This is a genomic window from Staphylococcus sp. FSL W8-0774 (assembly GCF_038006785.1).
Lineage (GTDB): Bacteria > Bacillota > Bacilli > Staphylococcales > Staphylococcaceae > Staphylococcus > Staphylococcus pasteuri.
On record NZ_JBBOVW010000001.1, the window covers coordinates 2,373,095 to 2,394,183 of the forward strand.

Sequence of the window (21,089 nt, forward strand, 5' to 3'; positions counted from 1 at the left end):
ATTGCACTAACCCAATAAATAACTCATTCTGATTGAAAAGGAGGACTATCAATGGAAATCGTTACAAGCATCATTTCAATCATCAAAACTATCATTGGCTTCTTCAAATAAAGACAATAAATATATAAAAGAGGCGAGACATTAGGTCTCGCCTCTTTTAGTTTGCATTACAATAATACGGAAATAAACGGTTCAAACAGTTTACACCTTATTAGATATAATATGTCCATCTCATTCGTTCCTATTGATTGTGTCATTAAAAAACATCTAACTCTACATGAGAGCTAGATGTAATCGGATAAAATGATTTCTTTGTTACAATAAAAAATATCACATTTATATAAGAAAAGATATAGATATTTAGTGAATTATTCTTTAAAGCAACATTTTTATGATTCGAAAAGTCGTTGTTTTATTTTATGCAGTAATTATCAATTTATATTATTGCTATTATTGTTACATTTTACATATTTATTATTATTAATTAATCAATTACAACAAATTTTAAATTTTCTATTGTAATACAACTTATTTCACATATAATGAAACTGATTGATGATAATAAATTTACAATAATCATTATTTTATTTTGACTTTTTTAAAATTTCGTATCAACTTTAAAAAACAAAGGGGACTTCTATTTTGTCATATTTCAAACCAATAAAAACGATTATTAGCAGTGTCATGATCACTACAATTGCGTTGACAGCCACTGCAACATTTTCTCAACAAGCGCATGCTGAAACAGATCATTACTACCGTGATGGATTAAATTCTCCATCTGACCAACAAGCTTATCCCAAAGCTAAGAAAATAAGTAAAAACTCAATCAGTATTGAACATTATACAAAAGCTAATAAAAATAATTTAAAAGCAATTGGTCGAGTTTCTAATATGAATGGCCATAAAGGTAAAGGCAAAGATTCAATGGGCACAGGTACAGTTATCGGAGATCATACGTTTGTTACAAATGCTCATGTTATTGATGATAAAAATGGAAAAGCCGCTTCAGCGAAATATATCTCGTTCGCAATGAACCGAGATGGGAAGCATATTCCTTATAAATTCCATGCCTCTGATGTAAAAAAATTATCAGGTTATGATATAGCTGTTGTTCATACCAAAGAGAAAATGTCTAAATATGCTAAGCCAATACGATTAGCAACTGACAAGGAAATCAAAGGATTAAAATTTAATACACCATTATATTCATTAGGATATCCATGGCAAAATGGCGACAATACTAAAGCTTATTTTAGTAAATTAAGATTCATCCAATTTTCAGCAAATGGTACTGAAATTATGACAAAAGATATTTTCAGAGCTGGTGCTTCTGGTTCTCCTATGTTAGATGGGAAATATTCAAAAATTTATGGTCTTCGTACTTATGGCTATAATTTATGGAATAATTCTACAGATAAATATGCCAAACAAGAAATGGCTGGCGGAGAATCATTTAAAGGAAAAGCTGGTAAATTTGTAAAAGATAATATTAAATAATTTAAAGGTACGCTCTTGTACTACTGTTACTTTATAAGTAGTACAAGGGAGTATCTTTTTTATATGTAGTTTTCACGTGAAACTTTATTTTTTAAAATCTAGATTATTTGGATGTAATCGTCCAATGATACGGGTCTGACAATTGTGACCAATCTGCATCAATTTCACTACTATTTATTAAACATTGATCTAAATCTTTAATGATTTGCTCTTGATTCAAATTTGTACCGATAATAACAAATTGTGTATGACGATCTCCATATTCTAAATCCCATTCTTCTGCAACATCAGGTCTTTCTTCTAAAATCATTTCCTGCTTTGCACGTGGCATACTCGCTACCCAGTATGTTACTGGATATATCGATTGAGACGATCCAGCTTGAGAAAATAGACATGCAACTTGATTATATTGAGCTAACCAGACTATTCCTTTAGCTCTAACAATATTTTCCGGCATGTGTTCTAACCATTCATTAAATCTTTCAGCATGGAAAGGTAATTGTCGACGATATACAAATGAAGAAATTCCATATTCCTCAGTTTCTGGTGTATGTTCCGCATGGCCCCCTTCTGTTAATTCTTTAATCCAGCCAGCAGATTCACTTGCTTTTTCAAAATCAAAACGTTGTGTATTTAATACTTCTGATAAATCAACCTTAGCATTTACAGTTTTAATCACTTTCGCTTCAGGTTGAAGTGTCGTTAAAATTTGTTCTAATCGATTTAATGCATCTTTTGATACTAAATCTGTTTTATTAATAATCATCACATCGCAAAACTCTACTTGGTCGATAAGTAAATCCGCAATGGTACGTTCATCTTCATCACTTACACTTTGATCACGATCTATTAATAAATCTTCGGAATTAATATCGTTAATAAATCGATTAGCATCTACAACCGTTACCATTGTATCCAATCGACAAATGGCCGTTAAATCAATCCCTAATTCTTCATCGATATAAGAAAACGTCTGTGCAACAGGTACTGGTTCAGAAATACCTGTGGATTCAATCACTATTTGATCAATACCACCCTTTTTAACAATACGTTCAACTTCTTTTAGCAAATCATCGCGCAACGTACAACAAATACAGCCGTTTGATAGCTCGACTAATTTTTCATCAGTTCGAGATAAACCTCCACCTTCTGCTACTAAGTCTTTGTCGATATTCACTTCACTCATATCATTAACAATAACCGCAATTCGTCGTCCCTCACGATTTTGTAAAATATGATTCAATAATGTTGTTTTACCAGAACCTAGATACCCACTTAACACAGTTACTGGAATTTTAGCCATAATAAACTCCCTTTCTTTTTCTGTTATGTAAATAGTAATTATTACGTTTTACATTCTATAGGATTAATTCCGATTAATCAATAACGATTTTAAATAAGATTATCGAAGGAAGTTCTTAAAAAAATATAGAACAATTTATACATGACTTATTCAAAGCAAAATAAAAAGGCTAGAAAACCGCTAATATAGGGTTTCTAGCCTTAAATATATATTATTTAATTATTCCCACTCTATTGTACTAGGTGGCTTAGAAGTAATATCGTAGACAACGCGGTTAACGTGGTCAACTTCGTTAACGATACGGCTTGAAATCTTTTGTAAGACTTCCCAATCGATACGAGCAAAGTCACTAGTCATACCATCAATTGATGTTACAGCACGAATTCCTACTGTATGATCGTATGTACGGTAGTCACCCATAACACCTACAGATTGAATACCTGGAAGTACAGTGAAGTATTGCCAAATGTCTCTTTCAAGACCTTCTTCTCTAACTACTTCTCTTAATATCGCGTCTGATTCACGTACGATTTCTAATTTATCTTCAGTAATTTCACCAAGTACACGGATACCTAAACCAGGACCTGGGAATGGTTGTCTCCATACTAAATGTTCTGGAATACCTAACTCGATACCTAAAGCACGTACTTCGTCTTTAAACAACGTGTTAATTGGTTCGATTAATTCAAATTCCATATCTTCAGGTAATCCACCTACATTATGGTGAGATTTAATTGTTTGAGCTGTTTTAGTACCTGATTCAATTACATCTGTATAAAGTGTACCTTGCGCTAAGAAATCTACGCCTTTTAACTTAGATGCTTCATCATCAAATACATAAACAAATTCATTACCAATGATTTTACGTTTTTGTTCTGGGTCTGATACACCAGCTAATTTATCCATGAAACGATCTTGTGCATTAACACGAATAATATTCATGTTGAAACCTTCACCAAATTGTTCCATAACCATGTCGCCTTCACCTTTACGAAGTAAACCATGGTCGACAAAGATACAAGTTAATTGATCACCAATCGCTTTGTGTAATAATACAGCAACAACAGATGAGTCTACACCACCACTCATAGCACATAGTACTTTTCTGTCACCTACACGTTCGCGAATTTTTTCAATTTCGATTTCAATAAAGTTCTCCATTGTCCATTCGCCTGTACAATTACAAACACGACGCACAAAGTTTCTTAATAAATCATTACCGTATTCAGTATGACGTACCTCTGGATGGAACTGAACACCATAAATACGACGAGATTTATCTTCGATAGCTGCATAATCTGTGCTTGGGCTATCAGCAATAACTTCAAATCCTTCTGGAATCTCGATCACTTTATCTGAATGACTCATCCATACAGTTTGTTCTGATGGTAAGCCAAAGAATAATTCATCAGATTTCGCATTAATGATTGCTTTACCATATTCACGTTCATTGGCACGCTCAACTTTACCACCTAATAATTTAGTAGTTAATTGCATACCATAACAAATACCTAATACAGGAATACCTAAGTTATAAATTTCAGGGTCGATAGTAAATGAACCTTCTTCATAAACTGAATTAGGACCACCTGATAAAATAATACCTTTTGGATTCATACGTTTAATTTCTTCAATAGAAATTTCATGGTCGTGTAACTCACTATATACACCCATTTCACGTATACGTCTTGTGATTAATTGGTTGTATTGGCTACCAAAGTCTAAGACAAGAATTAACTCTTGCTCTTTCGCCATTTCCATAATTGTCGTTCTCCTTTAAATCTTATTAGAATGAATAGTTTGGTGATTCTTTAGTGATTTGAACATTATGTGGGTGGCTTTCTGCTAAACCAGCTGGTCCCATACGTGTGAATTGTGCTTCTTCACGTAATTTTTCAAGATTTTCAGAACCAGTATAACCCATACCAGCTCTTACACCGCCCATAAGTTGATAAACTGTATCTTGTAAAGGTCCTTTATAAGCTGTACGGCCTTCAATACCTTCTGGTACGAATTTCTTAGGCGTTTTATCTTCTTGGAAGTAACGGTCATTTGAACCTTTTTCCATAGCACCTAGAGATCCCATACCGCGATATACTTTGTATTGTCTACCTTGGAATACTTCAGTAGCACCAGGACTTTCTTCAGTTCCTGCTAATAAGCTACCTAACATTACAGCGTGTCCACCAGCTGCCAATGCTTTAATGATATCTCCAGAGAATTTAATACCGCCATCTGCAATAATTGCTTTGCCTTGTTTACGTGCTTCAGTTGCACAATCATAAACAGCTGTAATTTGTGGTACACCAACACCTGCAACTACACGAGTTGTACAAATTGAACCTGGTCCAATACCAACTTTAACTACATCTGCACCCGCTTCAAATAGTGCTTTAGTCGCCTCAGCAGTTGCCACATTACCAGCAACTAATGTGATGTCAGGATATTTTTCTTTGATATGTTTAACTTGTTCGATAACACCTTTTGAATGACCATGTGCAGTATCAATAACAAGTGCATCAACGCCTGCTTCTACTAATTTTTCAGCTCTAATATCAGTATCTTTAGAAATACCAATAGCTGCCGCTGCTAATAAACGACCATTAGCATCTTTAGCTGCATATGGGAATTCTAATACCTTTTCAATATCTTTAATTGTGATTAGTCCTTCTAAACGGCCATTTTCTACTAAAGGAAGTTTTTCAATTTTATGTTCTTGTAAAATTGATTCTGCTTCATCTAACGTTGTACCTACTGGAGCTGTAATTAAGTCTTCTTTAGTCATTACATCTGAGATTTTAATAGAAAAGTCTTCAATAAAACGTAAATCTCTATTAGTAATAATACCTACTAGTTCTCTATCTGTTTTATTGTTAACAATTGGAACACCTGAAATACGATATTTACCCATTAAAGCTTCTGCTTCAAAAACACTTTCATCAGGAGTTAAATAGAACGGATTACTAATAACGCCATTTTCTGAACGTTTTACTTTTTGTACTTCATCAGCTTGCTCTTCGATACCCATATTTTTATGGATAACGCCTAGTCCACCTTGTCTTGCCATCGCAATTGCCATTTTAGATTCTGTAACTGTATCCATACCAGCAGAAATAATCGGAATGTTCAATTGAATTTTATCTGATAAACGAACGCTTAAATCAACATCACTTGGTAACACGTCTGATTGAGCTGGAATTAATAATACATCATCGAATGTTAATGACTCTTTAGCAAACTTATTTTCCCACATTTAAAAACAGCCTCCAATATTATATAGTTTGTTCTATTATTTCACATTTTCTTCACTTTGTTTATAGTTTATACCATTAAAAAAGAAATTTAGGATAATTGCTGAGATAGCACCTAAAACAATTCCATTTTGAGTTAACCATGCAAATTGTTCTCCTAAACCTTTAAATGCTTGTGGTACGGCACTAATTCCTGTGCCTAAACCAACTGATACAGCAATAATTAATAAGTTATTTTGATTTGCAAAATTAATTTTACCTAAAATACTCACACCATATGCCATTACCATACCAAACATTGCTATCATAGCACCACCTAATACTGGTAATGGAATAATGTTAGCTAAAGCACCTAATTTAGGAATACATCCACAAATTAGTAATAAGATTACCATTCCATAAATTACTTTATTCTTCTTAGCGCCTGATAAAGATACAAGCCCAACATTTTGAGAATAAGCAGTATATGGGAATGCATTAAACATAGATCCTATTACTATAGCTAGACCTTCCGCAGTGTAACCTTTACGAAAATCTTTTCTTTCTAATTTTTTCCCAGTAATCTCACTTAATGCGTGATAGACACCTGTTGATTCAATTAAACTTACAATTGCTACTATAAAGAATACTAACGTTGCACTTAAATCAAATCCAAATCCTGAAAATCGGAATGGCATTGGTATACCAACCCAATTGGCTTCTCCAACTTGTTTGATATCCACAATACCAAAGATACCTGCTAAAATTGTTCCGATAACTAACCCTATTAAAATAGCGATAGATTTCAAGAATCCTTTAGTAAATCGTTGGAGAATTAAAATGACAATCAGTGTAACGCCGCCTAAAATGATATTTTTAGGATTACCATAGTCTTTAGCACCCTCGCCACCTGCTAAATAATTCATTGCAACTGGCATAAGATTGATACCAATAATTGTTACAACACTTCCTGTTACTACTGGTGGGAAGAATTTAACTAAATGAGAGAAAAATGGCGCTATAATAATCACTAAGATACCTGATAGGAATAATGAACCGTATAATACATCTAATCCTTTTGTCTGACCGATTAAAATCATAGGTGCAACCGCCGTAAAGGTACACCCTAGGACGATTGGCAATCCGGTACCTGTCACCTTATTAACTTGTAAGAATGTAGCAATACCACACATGAAAATATCAACTGTAACTAAATACGCAATCTCTTCTGGTGTAAATTTCAAACTAGTACCAACGATAATCGGTACTAAAATCGCTCCTGCATACATGGCTAATAAATGTTGAATACTAAGAATAAAATTCTTCATTAATTTTCACCTAATAGCGTCACTTTATTACCTTTTAATGAAGCCACCTTACATAATGAAGATACATTCAATCCTTCATCTTCAAGTCTTTGACGACCATTTTGGAAGCTCTTTTCTACGACAATACCAACGCCTGCAGTTTTAGCATTGGCTTGTTTGACAATCTCATTTAACCCTAATGATGCATCACCATTAGCTAAGAAATCATCAATAATTAAGACCGTATCATCTTCACCAAGAAACTCTTCAGAAACGATAACTGTACTTGTCTTATTTTTAGTAAATGAATGGATATCTGTTTGATAAAAACCATCTTTCAAAGTACTAGGTTTTGCTTTTTTAGCAAATAAACATGGGACATCAAAATGAAGAGCAGCCATAATGGCTGGTGCAATACCAGATGCTTCGATAGTTAATATTTTAGTAATACCTTCATTTTTAAACTGATTATAAAATGTTTGCCCTACTTCATGCATTAACTTTGCGTCAATTTGATGATTTAAAAAACCGTCTACTTTCAAAATCTTTTCATCAATGACTACACCATCTTCTTTTACTTTACGTCCTAACGACTCCACCCGGAAAACCTCCTCAAATTTATGTAATCCATAGACTTGTTGATACAAAAAAATCCCCAAACTTTGATTAAGTTTCAGGATCTATGAGGGAACGTGCAATACATTGCGTCAATTAGCAAATAAAGAAGTAGATACGTCAAATTAATCGATAATTAAATGTATACAAATAGATAAAGGACCTTTGTAAGATTGCATAACAAATCCCTATATCAATAACACATTTAACATTAGCCCTTCATATTTTGATCGATTTAAACTGCTCCTAAGTATTGAGTTGTTACCCATAGTCATGTCGTTCAAGGCGACATGGTAGAAACTTCTAAAGCCATATTCTTTAGATTATATGAGTCATATAAATTATTTAATGATGATAGCAAATTTCAGCTACTTTTTCAATATCTATCATACACTATCATCCTTGTCTTATCAGTAGTTCTCACTGAAAGCGTTTTGATTTTTAATTTAAAAATAAATTTGGTAAATAAATCAGTAAAATTATATAATTATATAAACAAAAGTTTTATAATTATAGGGCAAGGGTATAGAATTTGAACTAAGAGAAAAAATAAGGGGCGATAATCATGGCAGAAATTACAGTAGTAGAAAATCAATCAGAATTATACAACGTGATTAACCAAAAGAAATCTGAAGGCTATTTAGAAAGCGAATTAGCAGTTATTAGTCGTTCAAAATTACATTTAGATGATTTACACGATTCTCAAATTAGTTTAATTGCTACAAGCGGTTCATTTAGTGACCGTATGTCTAGATTACTTATTGGTGAAGACGGCGAACAAGCTGTGCTTACAAGATATAATCTAAGTGATGACGAAATCGAAAGTCATAAACAAGACATTTTGGACGGTAAATTTTTAGTTATTGCTAATCGTGACCGTTCTTCTCATAATGAAGTTGAAGAACATAATGCAGCATATGAAGAAATTGACATTACACATTATGCTTCTGAATCAAAAGGACCAAAATCATAATTTGCTAATGTTAAAACAATGCTAAGCATGGCACTATAACTGATACGCAATGTCGTTACAGTTATAGTGTTTTTTTATAAATATTTTCATACACATTCATCTTTCCGTACCAGGTACAAAGTTATGATATAATTTACAAAATATATTTTCGGGGGTGTCATAATGGAATTTAAAACAATAACGTCTGCTAACGATCCATATTTCAACGAAGCAATACAAATTTACGATTCAAAATTAGACATCAGCCTCACAGAAGACAGTCATATTTTCAAACAATCACTTGAAAATAATAAAACTGAAAAAGATTATGCATTTATTGTTGGTGTTGAAAATGATGAAGTTGTTAGTATGGCTAGTGCACATTACGAAGCAACAACAAATTCTGCTTTCCTCATTTATCTCATCACTAAGAACAAAGATAATCATGATGAGGTAATGTCTAAAACATTAGAAAAAATTGAAGAACAACTAAATGTTCTATCTAATGAAATTCATGATAGAGACATCAACTTTATAATGATGGAAGTCCCTAAGGAACCTTTGACGACGGATGAAGAAACAAATAAAGTACTTGAACGTCGCAGACAATTTTTATATGAACATCAATTCGAAAAACAAACCGAAATTGATTATATTCATCCAAATTATACTAATGATGAAGATCCCAAAGAAATTGACTTGTTTATCAAAGCTAACATTCTTTTATCAAAAGATATTTATGGCACAAGTGTTAAGTCTAACTACATTCTTAAATATGTCTTCGCCAACCGTATTTCAAGAGATATAATATATCCATTACTTGAGCAAATGAAATTAAGAAGCCCTCTGTAACAAAACTTGAAATTAACTATAAATAACAGTAAACTATCATATGAGGTAAGACTGAGGTTTCACTAACCGTAGACAACCGTCAGTATACATAAACCATAATATGAAAGGACTTTATTAATGTTAACTAAAGAATTCGCACAACGCGTCGAGCTAAGTGAAAAACAAGTCCGTAAAATCGTCCAACATTTAGAAGAACGTGGCTATCAACTTAGTAAGACTGAATATCGTGGACGTGAAGCAACTGATTTTAAAGAAGAAGATATCGAATTATTTAAAGATATTGCTGATAAAGTAAAGCAAACTAATAGCTATGATTTAGCATTTGAAGAATTAGAAAAGGAAAAAGATTTCCTTCAAGTCTTAGTAAAAGAAGATAATAGTCAATTACCAACTGATCAAAATATTTCACAATTGGTAGAAGACTTACGTAGTGAAATTCAAAAAATGCGTGAAGAACGTCAAATGTTAGGCCAAATGATTAGTCAAGTTCATCATCAACAACAAGAATTGAAAGAACTGCAAAGCCAAATTACTTCTAAAATAGATGCTAACACTGAATCATTAAAAGCGATTCAAACTACACAAGATGCAATACAATCAACACAACAATCTCATACTAAAAAGTTAGATGAGCAACAAGCTATTGCTTCTGAATCAAAACAAAGCAATAATGATGCTGTGAATAGTACTTCAAGCCAAAGTACTTCATCATCACAATCTACGTCACTTTCATCAAGTGAAAATAATTCAGATCAAAATAAAACAATTGCATCTACATCAGTGTCAACAACTACTGACAGCTTGAGCACTTCTAATAGTGTTGATAATAAAAAAGAAAGTACATCATTAAGTACTTCAGAACAATCAACTCAAGCAAAATCTACATCTCATTCAACATCTACATCTGAAGTATCTAATACTAATAAAGACCATGTTGAATCTCAATCTTCTCCTCTAGCTCATCAAGAGCCTAAAGAAGAGAAAAAAGGATTTTTCGCTAGATTATTTAACTTATAATAAAAAAGAAAAGTGTTAGGACAAAGTTGTAATTGTCCTAACACTTTTTTAATTTTATTTAAAAATATTAAGCCATTGATTCATTATCTTTTCAGGGCTAAATAATCCTACAACATTATTTCTTGCGTTTTCACCAAGTCGATTCGCTAAATCTTTATTATTAATAATTTCTAAAACTTTTTCAGCCATACTTTCAATATCTTTATTTTCAATCAAATATCCATTCTCACCGTCTTTTATAAAATCAGATGGACCATATTTAATATCAAAAGCTACTACCGGTTTTCTTTGTAACATTGCCTCAGCAATACTCAAACCTTGAGATTCCACTTGAGAAGTTGAAACAACACAACCAAATTTTTTAATCTTCTTCAAAGGTTCATTTGTATAACCAAGCAACTTAACATTATGCTGTAACTGTTTTTCCTTGATCATTCGTTCCAAATTACCTTTTTCTGGTCCATCCCCATATATATGAAATTCTATGCTATTATCTTTTGATATTACTTTTTCAGCGACTTCCAATAGATAATTTAGACCCTTTGTTGCTACTAACCTAGAGACTTGTCCTACAACCTTATGGTGTTTATTATTTAAATCATCCTTTTGAATATCTATAAAGTTACTAATCACATATAAGTTTTTGATGTCATATTCTTTAATAATGTCTTTCTTTTGTCCTTCTGTTAACACAATGACACCATCTATCAAACCTGCTTTTTTCAATATATAATCTTCATGTTTCTTTTTAGCACCGCTATTATCAAAGTTTTTATGATGGTTAGTGTGAATAACCGAGAATTTTTTGGCCTTTTTATGTTTAGTATTTAACATTTTTGGAAAGCTACCTGGACCATCACAAATCATAATACTATTCTTATCGTCTTTAACTAGCCTGTCTAAAAAATAACTACAAAATTCAACATTATTACTAAACTGCTTTTTCTCATTAATTAAATAAGTATTGCCAATCACACCATTTTTAGCACTGATCTGTCTATATAAATATAGATAAGTTTGGTTATCATAAAATTGTTCAGCAACAAGTTTATTATCTTTATTAAATACATCAACTTTATGTATTTTGTTATTACATAAATATACTCGTTTTAATCGTGTATTATTTTCAAATACATCGATAACGCTTTGTTGGCGATTTATCTTTCGTTTATAAGCTATGTATTCACCACTTTTATTATTGAAAAATCTTGATATATTTTTATTTTGTTTTATCTCCACAGTACCTTTTAACATTTTTGCTAATTCTTTATATGGATGACTATTTTTCTTTCTTATTAATTTGTTAGATTTCTTTTTAAAATAGATAAATGGATTAAACATTTCCGTTCTTTTATCCATTTTATTTGAAGATACTAAACTTTTGAGAATACTATCATAATGTATTTTATAATCAAAAGTGACAATATGTCCTTTGATTTTATTATCTAAGAAGTACTTACTTCTAGTAAGCATAGCTGTTGTCATGCCGCCTTTATTAACATCTAACTCATGCACTATCATATATGCTTGCTTCATTGATGACCTCCTTGCTGTCATTGCTTAATGCACTTCACTTCTAACTACCAAATAAATGTCTAACCAATCGTTCACTTGACCTACCATCTTGATATTTAAAATGTTTATTTAAAAAAGGTTCTACTTTATATTGATCAAAGTCTTCATTATTAAGTGATTCCATTAATGCTTCAAACGTTTGAACAATTTTACCAGGTACAAACGTTTCATAACTTTCATAAAAATCTCGTGTCGTAATATAATCTTCTAAATCAAATGCATAAAATAACATCGGTTTTTTAAATACTGCAAATTCATATATTAATGAAGAATAATCACTAATCAAAATATCCGTAATAAATAACAAGTCATTTACTTCTCTTAATTCAGATATATCCAAGAAATACTTTTTAAATTTATTCGGAATTTTCAATTTATTTTTAACAAATGGATGCATTTTAAATAAAACTATGGCATTGTTATCTTTGCAATATTTAGCCAACCTTTGGAAATCAATTTTAAAGAACGGATAGTGTGCAGTATGATGTCCGCTTCCTCGAAATGTTGGTGCAAATAATATCACTTTTTTTCCTTTAATATTAGGTATTACTGTTTCCATTTTATTAATAATTTTAGTTTTATATTCTTCATCAAATAAGATATCTGTTCTAGGTACTCCAGTAGGTATTACATTTTGTTCTTTTATTCCAAATGCTTCTGCGTAATACGGAATATCATTTTCCGAAGAAACATATGCTTTAGTATAGTTTCTATGATTAAGAGAATTAAAGAATGGCCCACCCTTTTTTCCTGTTCTACTAAACCCTACTGTCTTAAAGGCCCCAACTGCGTGCCAAACTTGTATAATCTCTTGTGACTTGCGAAATTTAACTTTATAAAGCATAGGGTGATAATCATCAACGAAAATATAATCTGCTTTTCCTAATAAATATGGGAATTTAAATTTATCTATAAACTTTCTTCTTTCTGTAATATGGGGTTTGAATAACGCATGAATATCGTATTTTTGGTCTAAATTAACTTTAATCATTTCATCATATATGAATTTGAAGTTACCAGACATATTTGACCTTGAATCCGAAGTAAATAATACTGTTTTACCCTTTCGAAGATGGAAAAACTTAGTAACATAAAATATTGATTTGAAGATACTATCTCGAATGTTATATGCATAACTTCTATATTTAAGTCTCATCTCTTTATACATCTCTATTAACATACTATTTCTCTTTCTAGGCACCTTATACATTACATTTAATACAAGTTCGTTTACTTCACTTGAAATTTCAGGTTTAACTGTATAAACAGTGGTACTAGAGTTCCCACCTTTATGGAATTCTTTCATTAACCTTTCAAGTAAAAAGTTCACTTTTGCGTTTGAAGTTTCCAGAGCTTCATACAAGGCTAACTCTGTCTCATCAAGTTGTTCATAAAATTGATTAATGACTTCTTGATTCATAGTAGCAATATGTTCTTCTTGTTGTTTATTAACTAGTAGGTACTGTCCTGAAGATAAATAATAGCCATTATCAAGAATAGCCACATTAAATCGACAAATAAATCTGTTTTCATTAATTTCAACTTGATTAGCTTTTAATTCTTTTGTTTCTGTTAAGTTTCTTAAAACAAACTCACTCTTTTCAATATTTAAATTATCTACATGTCCTTCTATAAATAACTGCACTCTTTCCCAGTAAATATTATCTATATATAGTTTTGTCTTGATCAATATGAGCATCCTTTCGTATTACATAATCCATTTCAAAACTGTTTTTCCCCATGAATTAGATAAATCTGATTCAAAAGCGTTGATAACATCATTAATAGTACGAATTTCAAACTCTTCGCCTTTTAATAATGCTAACTTGTCAATAATGTCAGGGTGTTTTTCATAAAGATTAACTACATTTTTAAAGTCTTCAGCACCACTTCGACTACTACCTATCACTGTCAGTCCTTTTTCTAAAATAAGTCTAGTATTGATTTCAACTGGCATTTCACTAACACCTAATAAAGAAATACTTCCTTCTGGTCTAATTAAATTAATGATTTGGTTGATTGCATCTTGGCTACCTTTACCTCCAACACATTCAAACCCATGATCTATGTCTAAATCATCGGTTATATTATCTATGTGGTAAACGCCATTTACGAAAGAAAAATGACTTAATTTATAATCTGTTTTTCCAAAAACATATATTTGGGCTTTTGGATATAATTTTCTAAGTAGAAGTGCGGTAATATAACCTAAATTGCCATCTCCCCATACGCCAAACGACGATTTATGACCAGTTGCCTTTTGTTCAAAACGATCAATCGCATGCAAACTAACAGTAACTAATTCCGTGTATGACAATATACTTAAGTCGCTACCTTCTGGCAGAGGTACAACCCTATCATGTTTTAATAAATTGAAATCTTGCATAAATCCATCATAGCCACTCGATTTAAATTGACTGGTTGGTAAATAGTTTTCTGAAATGAAATCACTATTTTCTATTGGCGTATTGGGAACTATGACTACTTTAGTACCTATTTTAAAGATACCTTTACTATCGAATACAACTTCACCTACCCCTTCATGAATTAAAGACATAGGCAACTTCTTTTTTAACGTTTGTTTATCTCTATTACCTGTATAATATCGTTGATCTGCAGCGCAAATGGATAAATATTGAGGACGAACTATAACATAATCACTAAAAATATCGACACTATCGTATGAAACTTCAAATTGTCTTGGAGAAGTAAGGCGATAAATTTGATTAATCATGATGGATGTCACCTTTGATAATAGCGTTAGCTACTTGTAAGTCATATGGCGTCGTTACTTTAATATTGAATGTTTCTCCTCTAACTAGTTTGACTGTCTGATTATTTTCAACGATAATTTTGCAAGCATCCGTCAATACTTCTTTTTGTTTCTCATTTAATCGGTTGTAACTTTCTTTCAATAATTTGATTTTAAAAGACTGCGGGGTCTGTCCTTGGTACATATGACTTCTTATTGGAATAGAAGTGACGCTGTCTTGATTTTCAGCAACGACAATAGTATCAATAGCTTCAATAACAGTGTCTACAGCACCATATTTAATAGCACCGTCAATATTTTCTTTGATTATTCGATATGTTAAAAAAGGCCTCACAGCATCGTGAGTGACTATAATATCGTCTTCTTCTATAGGTTTATATTTTTCAATATGTTCAACAATATTCATAATCGTTTCATTTCTATCTTTACCGCCTGCAATGACATCAATTCTTGAATCTGAAATATTATATTTTTTCAATGTATCAATCGTATGAGATAGCCATTTTGACGGTGTAGCAATGATGATCTTTTCAAATTCGTTTAACAAAATGAATTTCTCAATTGTATGTATTAAAATCGGTTTATTATCTAAATCTAAAAATTGCTTAGGTAAAGGAACATTCCCCATTCTTGAACCTATTCCACCAGCAAGTATTCCAGCATATTTCATTTATCAACTCTCCTTTTAATCGTAACAAGGATATCATTTTTAAATTATTATATAACATATTTAATATATAACATAACAAACTAAGTTGTCTATCTATATATTAGCGAAGTGATTCATAATGAATACGGCTTTTTATAATGACTAAAAATATGTTGATAAATAAAACTAAATCTACAAATTTATGTTTTATTTTTAATTCTGAGTATTCCTATAATATTTACAATCATACCCTTGATTTATAAAAATAACAGTTATATTCTTAATACATAACTTTTATAAAAAATGAATTGTTAAGGGAGTGTTGATTTTGGTTCCATTTTTAACAGTGGTTAATGTTATTGTGCTTATTGCCTTTATTATCATGTTAAATGTCATGGCTAGAAAGCATATATCATTTCCTAAACGTGTGTTTACAGCATTAGCTATAGGCATCATTTTAGGCATCGCAATGCACCTCATTTATGGTGTGGACTCAAAAGTAATCGAAATTACAAGCGATTGGTTTAGTATCGTAGGTGACGGATATGTCGCATTACTACAAATGATTGTTATGCCGCTTATCTTTATTTCAATCGTTTCAGCATTTAGTAAAATTCAAATTGGGGATAAATTCGCTAAAATTGGTAGCTACATTTTTATGTTCCTCATCGGAACTGTTGCAATAGCTGCATTAGTAGGTATTGGATATGCTTTATTATTCGGTTTAGATGCATCTTCAATTGATTTAGGTAGTGCAGAACATTCACGTGGTAGTGAAATTTCAAAAGAAGCTAAAAACTTAACTGCACACACATTACCTCAACAAATATTAGAACTATTACCAAGCAATCCTTTCTTAGACTTTACTGGTCAAAGAACTACGTCTACGATTGCCGTAGTAATATTCGCTTCATTTGTAGGATTCGCCTATTTACGTGTAGCTCGTAAAGAACCTAATCATGGCGATGTACTTAAACGTGGTATAGAAGCCATTTATTCAGTTGTCATGGCTATTGTTACTTTCGTATTAAGATTGACACCATATGGTATCTTAGCCATTATGACATCGACGATAGCGACTAGTGACTTTGCTGCTATATGGACTTTAGGTAAATTTATGATTGCATCTTATGCAGCACTAATTACGATGTATATCATTCACTTAATCATTTTATCTATCCTTGGTATTAATCCAATAAAATATATGAAGAAAACATTCGAAGTGCTAGTGTTTGCCTTCACATCACGTTCAAGTGCTGGAGCGTTACCATTAAATATCCAAACACAAACAACACGTCTTGGTGTTCCTGAAGGTATCGCAAACTTCTCAGCAACATTCGGTTTATCAATTGGACAAAATGGATGTGCGGGTATCTACCCTGCTATGCTTGCAATTATGGTTGCACCTGTAGCTCATGTAGATATCGACTTACAGTTCATCGTGACATTAGTAGCAGTTGTTATCATAAGTTCATTTGGTGTTGCAGGTGTAGGTGGCGGTGCGACATTCGCTTCCATCTTAGTTTTATCAACTCTAAACTTACCTGTAGCTTTAGCCGGTGTTTTAATTTCTATAGAACCGCTTATAGACATGGGTCGTACTGCACTTAACGTCAACGATTCTATTTTAGCCGGTACTGGTACCGCAAAACTCACTAAAAATTGGGACAAAAAATCATTTGAATCTAATGAATACGGTGAATTAACAACGAATTAAATTTCAGATTAAAAAAGGGAGAATGCCTATTGTAGTGGCATTCTCCCTTTTTATGTTCATGTATTTATTATTTTTTAATTAATCCTGCATTATTCAATTGATTCAACATGTCTAATCTTGTTTTATTTCCCATAAATGATTCAATTTGTTCTGACCAGGTTTCGCTTCTTTCACCATTGGTACGTTCTTTATAATAATTACTTATTGTTTGATCATAATCTTGTAGTTCACTAATTTGTTTGTCTTTATCTGAATTATATTTGTTTCTATGGAAGACATGCTCTAAAGGTAAGCGGGGTTTCGCTGCACCATTTTCATTATCAGCTGGTTCACCAACAGCCATTCCAAATAGAGGGAAGGTATATTCAGGTAAGTCTAAAATCTCACGTACTCGTCCAACATCGTTACGTAATGAACCTAAATAAACCATACCATATCCCATATCTTCAGCTGCGACTGCAATGTTTTCTGCAACAAGTGCAACATCAATAGAACCTACTAATAAACCTTCAGCTGATTCAAATGAAATTTCCATATTTGATTCTGCTTTTTCATTAACTAAATTATGACGATAATAATCTAAAACAAATACAAATAAGAATCCATTTTCAACAACATACGGTTGTCCTGATACTTCTTTCAAATCTTCTTTAATTTTAGGGTCATCAACACCAATGATTGAATATGCTTGTAAAAAACTAGATGTTGATGCGCTTTGACCTGCTTCAACCAATTTCTCTACTATTTCTTGGCTTAATGGTGTTGTTTTAAAACGACGCACCGAATGATGCTTTTTCATTAACTCATATACATAATCTGACATTATAGTTCCACTCCTATATATTCGAAAAATAAAATTCCCGTAATTTATCTTTAATTATTGTATACCCTTTTCAATTAGATTTTAAATGAGTTGCACTCACTAAAATGATAGTCTTACAATGATTAAATCGTGTTTTATGAAAGTTATGATTTAACATGTTAGTATCGAGGTATAGTATGATGTAATAAAATTACACCATATTATCAATCATAAGTATTTAGTTGAGAATGAAGTTATTATTTTAATATTAAAAAGTATCATTATTAATATTAATAATTACTTACTCTATTCTAAATAATAATTTCATTAGATATGCTAAAACACTTACAACATCAATTTTAAAAGTATATATTCATATGTACGAGTTGATGAAGTTGACTATTTAATATCTAGATGTAATAATATTAAACAAGAGATTAGAATTATTATAATTAAACAATGATTGTTATCTAATTCTAATAAAACATTCTCAATTAATCAGGAGGAATTTAACTATGTCTTTAATTAATAAAGAAATCTTACCATTCACAGCGCAAGCTTACGATCCAAAGAAAGATGAATTCAAAGAAGTATCTCAAGAAGACTTAAAAGGTTCTTGGAGTGTAGTATGCTTCTATCCTGCAGACTTCTCATTCGTTTGTCCAACTGAATTAGAAGACTTACAAAACCAATATGACAAATTACAAGAATTAGGCGTAAATGTATTCTCAGTTTCTACTGATACTCATTTCGTACACAAAGCTTGGCATGATCATTCAGATGCTATCAGCAAAATCCAATACAATATGATTGGTGACCCTTCTCAAACAATCACTCGTAACTTCGACGTATTAGATGAAGAACTTGGTCTAGCACAACGTGGTACATTCATTATCGACCCTGATGGTGTTGTACAAGCTGCAGAAATCAATGCTGATGGAATCGGCCGTGACGCTAGTACATTAGTTCACAAAATCAAAGCTGCTCAATATGTACGTCAACATCCAGGTGAAGTTTGCCCTGCAAAATGGGAAGAAGGTTCTGAAACTTTACAACCAGGATTAGACTTAGTAGGTAAAATTTAAGGAGGCATTAATTAATTATGCTTAATGCTGATTTAAAACAACAATTACAACAATTACTTGAGCTAATGGAAGGCGACGTTGAATTCGTCGCTAGCCTTGGCTCTGATGATAAATCTAAAGAATTAAAAGAATTATTAGATGAAGTAAGAGTGATGTCATCTCACATCACTCTTACTGAAAAAGAATTGAAACGTACACCTAGTTTCTCAGTAAATCGCCCAGGCGAAGAAACTGGTATTACTTTCGCAGGTATTCCTTTAGGTCACGAATTTAACTCACTTGTATTAGCTATTTTACAAGTAAGTGGCCGTCCACCTAAAGAACAACAATCTGTTATTGATCAAATTAAAGGCCTAGAAGGTTCATTCCATTTTGAAACCTTTGTAAGTTTAACTTGTCAAAAATGTCCAGATGTTGTTCAAGCATTAAACTTAATGAGTGTAATCAACCCTAACATTACACATACAATGATTGACGGTGCAGTATTCCGTGAAGAATCTGAAAACATCATGGCAGTACCTGCTGTCTTCTTAGATGGAGAAGAGTTTGGTAACGGCCGTATGTCAATTCAAGATATTCTTAACCAATTAGGAAGTACTGCTGACGCATCAGAATTCGAAGGCAAAGACCCTTACGATGTATTAGTTATCGGTGGCGGTCCAGCAAGTGGTAGTGCTGCAATTTATACAGCACGTAAAGGTTTACGCACTGGTATTGTGGCTGACCGCATTGGTGGACAAGTTAATGATACTGCTGGTATTGAAAACTTCATTACTGTTAAAGAAACAACAGGTTCTGAATTTTCATCTCATTTAGCGGATCATATTGCTCAATACGACATCGATACTATGACTGGTATCCGTGCTACTAATATTGAAAAAACAGATAGTGCAATTCGCGTTACGTTAGAAAACGATGCTGTACTAGAAACTAAAACAGCCATCATTTCTACAGGTGCAAGTTGGCGTAAGCTTAATATTCCAGGCGAAGATCGTTTACTCAACAAAGGTGTTGCTTTCTGCCCTCACTGTGATGGTCCTTTATTTGAAAACAAAGACGTTGCAGTTATCGGTGGCGGTAACTCAGGTGTTGAAGCAGCGATTGATTTAGCTGGAATTGTTAAGCATGTCACTGTCTTCGAATATTCAGAAGAATTGAAAGCTGACAGTGTACTTCAAGACCGTTTACGTTCATTATCAAATGTTGATATCAAAACTAAAGCAAGAACAACAGAAGTTATTGGTGAAGACCATGTCACTGGTATTAAATACGAAGATATGAACACTGGTGAAGAGCAAGTGGTTAATTTAGATGGTATCTTTGTACAAATCGGTTTAGTACCTAATACAGCATGGATATCAGATGCTGTTGAATTAAATGGTCGTGGAGAAGTTGTTATCGATAATAATAACAGCACAAACGTTCCAGGTATCTTTGCCGCTGGTGACGTGACTAATCAGAAAAACAAACAAATCATTATTTCTATGGGTGCAGGCGCAAATGCTGCCCTAAACGCATTCGATTATATTATTAGAAATTAATACCCGCTATAAAACATTTCATTAAAATATATCTTCAAAACAGAATTCCTTAATGGAATTCTGTTTTTTTATTATTATATTCAATAAACATGTTATGATATAAGTAATGAAAAATTTTTATCTTTTAACATCATTGGGTTTTTACATTATGACGTAAACTGTTTTCTAGTC

The 21,089-nt window shown here is 32.1% G+C and carries 17 protein-coding genes and 1 riboswitch; of the genes, 7 read left to right on the forward strand and 10 right to left on the reverse strand.

Features of this window, described 5'->3' with window-relative positions; genetic code table 11:
- Positions 1-642: 642 nt before the first annotated feature.
- Positions 643-1,500, forward strand: a complete 858-nt coding sequence (locus NSQ15_RS11645; RefSeq protein ID WP_340747169.1) for a trypsin-like serine peptidase — start codon at positions 643-645, stop codon at positions 1,498-1,500.
- A 103-nt stretch (positions 1,501-1,603) separates the two neighbouring features.
- On the opposite strand, the gene NSQ15_RS11650 is transcribed toward NSQ15_RS11645, so the two are convergent.
- The 5 genes from NSQ15_RS11650 to xpt all read right to left on the reverse strand — a co-directional run bounded on the left by NSQ15_RS11650 (position 1,604) and on the right by xpt (position 7,939).
- Entirely contained in the window at positions 1,604-2,803 is a 1,200-nt protein-coding gene (locus NSQ15_RS11650) for a GTP-binding protein (RefSeq protein WP_070451920.1), read from the reverse strand.
- Positions 2,804-3,022: 219 nt separating this feature from the next.
- Positions 3,023-4,564 (reverse strand): glutamine-hydrolyzing GMP synthase, encoded by a 1,542-nt coding sequence (gene guaA / locus NSQ15_RS11655; RefSeq protein WP_017638437.1) that lies wholly within the window; start codon positions 4,562-4,564, stop codon positions 3,023-3,025.
- Between the two features lie 25 nt (positions 4,565-4,589).
- A complete protein-coding gene (gene guaB, locus NSQ15_RS11660) occupies positions 4,590-6,056 on the reverse strand; it encodes an IMP dehydrogenase (protein ID WP_017638438.1) in 1,467 nt (488 codons plus the stop codon).
- A gap of 36 nt (positions 6,057-6,092) precedes the next feature.
- A complete protein-coding gene (pbuX, locus tag NSQ15_RS11665) occupies positions 6,093-7,361 on the reverse strand; it encodes a xanthine permease PbuX (protein WP_154874769.1) in 1,269 nt (422 codons plus the stop codon).
- Positions 7,361-7,939 (reverse strand): xanthine phosphoribosyltransferase, encoded by a 579-nt coding sequence (xpt, locus tag NSQ15_RS11670; protein ID WP_017638440.1) that lies wholly within the window; start codon positions 7,937-7,939, stop codon positions 7,361-7,363. Before xpt ends, pbuX begins: the two co-directional genes overlap by 1 nt.
- 264 nt (positions 7,940-8,203) lie before the next feature.
- A riboswitch (purine riboswitch) is annotated at positions 8,204-8,306 on the reverse strand.
- Positions 8,307-8,520: 214 nt separating this feature from the next.
- On the opposite strand from xpt, the gene NSQ15_RS11675 reads away from it, so the two are divergent.
- The 3 genes from NSQ15_RS11675 to NSQ15_RS11685 all read left to right on the forward strand — a co-directional run bounded on the left by NSQ15_RS11675 (position 8,521) and on the right by NSQ15_RS11685 (position 10,776).
- Positions 8,521-8,928: a general stress protein gene (locus NSQ15_RS11675; protein ID WP_029056579.1), complete on the forward strand. Its 408-nt coding sequence runs from the start codon at positions 8,521-8,523 to the stop codon at positions 8,926-8,928.
- A 162-nt stretch (positions 8,929-9,090) separates the two neighbouring features.
- On the forward strand, positions 9,091-9,759 hold the full coding sequence (locus NSQ15_RS11680) for a hypothetical protein (RefSeq protein ID WP_017638442.1): 669 nt from the start codon (positions 9,091-9,093) through the stop codon (positions 9,757-9,759).
- Positions 9,760-9,876: 117 nt separating this feature from the next.
- Positions 9,877-10,776 (forward strand): hypothetical protein, encoded by a 900-nt coding sequence (locus tag NSQ15_RS11685; RefSeq protein WP_070451911.1) that lies wholly within the window; start codon positions 9,877-9,879, stop codon positions 10,774-10,776.
- Positions 10,777-10,830: 54 nt separating this feature from the next.
- Here the strand turns inward: NSQ15_RS11685 and NSQ15_RS11690 are convergent, their stop codons facing one another.
- The 4 genes from NSQ15_RS11690 to NSQ15_RS11705 are packed head-to-tail and all read right to left on the reverse strand — an operon-like array spanning position 10,831 to position 15,794.
- Positions 10,831-12,312: a glycosyltransferase gene (locus NSQ15_RS11690; protein ID WP_070451908.1), complete on the reverse strand. Its 1,482-nt coding sequence runs from the start codon at positions 12,310-12,312 to the stop codon at positions 10,831-10,833.
- 40 nt (positions 12,313-12,352) lie between these two features.
- Positions 12,353-14,041 carry a teichoic acid ribitol-phosphate polymerase TarL gene (tarL, locus tag NSQ15_RS11695; RefSeq protein ID WP_124760229.1) on the reverse strand — a complete coding sequence of 563 codons (1,689 nt, stop codon included), beginning with the start codon at positions 14,039-14,041 and terminating at the stop codon, positions 12,353-12,355.
- 18 nt (positions 14,042-14,059) lie between these two features.
- Positions 14,060-15,085: a zinc-binding dehydrogenase gene (locus NSQ15_RS11700; protein WP_340747170.1), complete on the reverse strand. Its 1,026-nt coding sequence runs from the start codon at positions 15,083-15,085 to the stop codon at positions 14,060-14,062.
- Positions 15,078-15,794 carry a D-ribitol-5-phosphate cytidylyltransferase gene (locus tag NSQ15_RS11705; protein ID WP_017638447.1) on the reverse strand — a complete coding sequence of 239 codons (717 nt, stop codon included), beginning with the start codon at positions 15,792-15,794 and terminating at the stop codon, positions 15,078-15,080. Before NSQ15_RS11705 ends, NSQ15_RS11700 begins: the two co-directional genes overlap by 8 nt.
- A 307-nt stretch (positions 15,795-16,101) precedes the next feature.
- Between NSQ15_RS11705 and NSQ15_RS11710 the strand changes: the two genes are divergently transcribed.
- Positions 16,102-17,490 (forward strand): L-cystine transporter, encoded by a 1,389-nt coding sequence (locus tag NSQ15_RS11710; RefSeq protein WP_186802341.1) that lies wholly within the window; start codon positions 16,102-16,104, stop codon positions 17,488-17,490.
- 67 nt (positions 17,491-17,557) lie between these two features.
- Here NSQ15_RS11710 and nfsA read toward each other — a convergent pair whose 3' ends face one another.
- Positions 17,558-18,313, reverse strand: a complete 756-nt coding sequence (gene nfsA / locus NSQ15_RS11715) for an oxygen-insensitive NADPH nitroreductase (protein WP_070451902.1) — start codon at positions 18,311-18,313, stop codon at positions 17,558-17,560.
- A gap of 494 nt (positions 18,314-18,807) precedes the next feature.
- On the opposite strand from nfsA, the gene ahpC reads away from it, so the two are divergent.
- Together ahpC and ahpF are read left to right on the forward strand one after the other, a co-directional pair.
- Positions 18,808-19,377: an alkyl hydroperoxide reductase subunit C gene (ahpC, locus tag NSQ15_RS11720; RefSeq protein ID WP_002451489.1), complete on the forward strand. Its 570-nt coding sequence runs from the start codon at positions 18,808-18,810 to the stop codon at positions 19,375-19,377.
- Positions 19,378-19,394: 17 nt separating this feature from the next.
- Entirely contained in the window at positions 19,395-20,918 is a 1,524-nt protein-coding gene (gene ahpF, locus NSQ15_RS11725) for an alkyl hydroperoxide reductase subunit F (RefSeq protein ID WP_340747171.1), read from the forward strand.
- Positions 20,919-21,089 lie beyond the last annotated feature (171 nt).

Coding starts and splice junctions, on each gene's coding strand:
- NSQ15_RS11700 (WP_340747170.1), bottom strand. CDS start 15,085: ATGATTAATCAAATTTATCGCCTTACTTCTCCAAGACAATTTGAAGTT.
- NSQ15_RS11690 (WP_070451908.1), bottom strand. CDS start 12,312: ATGAAGCAAGCATATATGATAGTGCATGAGTTAGATGTTAATAAAGGC.
- NSQ15_RS11680 (WP_017638442.1), top strand. CDS start 9,091: ATGGAATTTAAAACAATAACGTCTGCTAACGATCCATATTTCAACGAA.
- guaB (WP_017638438.1), bottom strand. CDS start 6,056: ATGTGGGAAAATAAGTTTGCTAAAGAGTCATTAACATTCGATGATGTA.
- NSQ15_RS11685 (WP_070451911.1), top strand. CDS start 9,877: ATGTTAACTAAAGAATTCGCACAACGCGTCGAGCTAAGTGAAAAACAA.
- NSQ15_RS11650 (WP_070451920.1), bottom strand. CDS start 2,803: ATGGCTAAAATTCCAGTAACTGTGTTAAGTGGGTATCTAGGTTCTGGT.
- ahpF (WP_340747171.1), top strand. CDS start 19,395: ATGCTTAATGCTGATTTAAAACAACAATTACAACAATTACTTGAGCTA.
- pbuX (WP_154874769.1), bottom strand. CDS start 7,361: ATGAAGAATTTTATTCTTAGTATTCAACATTTATTAGCCATGTATGCA.
- nfsA (WP_070451902.1), bottom strand. CDS start 18,313: ATGTCAGATTATGTATATGAGTTAATGAAAAAGCATCATTCGGTGCGT.
- ahpC (WP_002451489.1), top strand. CDS start 18,808: ATGTCTTTAATTAATAAAGAAATCTTACCATTCACAGCGCAAGCTTAC.
- guaA (WP_017638437.1), bottom strand. CDS start 4,564: ATGGAAATGGCGAAAGAGCAAGAGTTAATTCTTGTCTTAGACTTTGGT.
- NSQ15_RS11675 (WP_029056579.1), top strand. CDS start 8,521: ATGGCAGAAATTACAGTAGTAGAAAATCAATCAGAATTATACAACGTG.
- NSQ15_RS11705 (WP_017638447.1), bottom strand. CDS start 15,794: ATGAAATATGCTGGAATACTTGCTGGTGGAATAGGTTCAAGAATGGGG.